Raw genomic sequence first — 287 nt, forward strand, 5'->3', positions numbered from 1 at the left:
GAACAGGTGGGTCTCCTTCTCTTCTCCCAGTCTCTTCAACAGGTATATTAATACCTGTCACCTTGATTACCTTTTCTACCACTTCCTTAACAGAATAACCATGACCATAACCACAGTTAAATACCCCTGCCTCGCCTCCATCAAGGATATATTTCATTGCTACAAGATGGGCCTCAGCAAGATCATTAACATGGATATAATCTCTTATGCATGTCCCATCAGGTGTGGGATAATCTGTGCCAAATATCTGAAGTTTTTCAAGTTTTCCTCTTGCAACCCTGAGTGCT

The 287-nt window shown here is 41.8% G+C and carries 1 protein-coding gene; it reads right to left on the minus strand.

Annotated elements, in window-relative coordinates; translation table 11 throughout:
* A partial coding sequence (locus N2257_10835) for an NAD-dependent epimerase/dehydratase family protein (protein MCX7794880.1) occupies positions 1 to 287 on the minus strand: 287 nt, incomplete at both ends.

Source organism: Thermodesulfovibrionales bacterium (genome assembly GCA_026417875.1).
GTDB lineage: Bacteria > Nitrospirota > Thermodesulfovibrionia > Thermodesulfovibrionales > CALJEL01 > CALJEL01.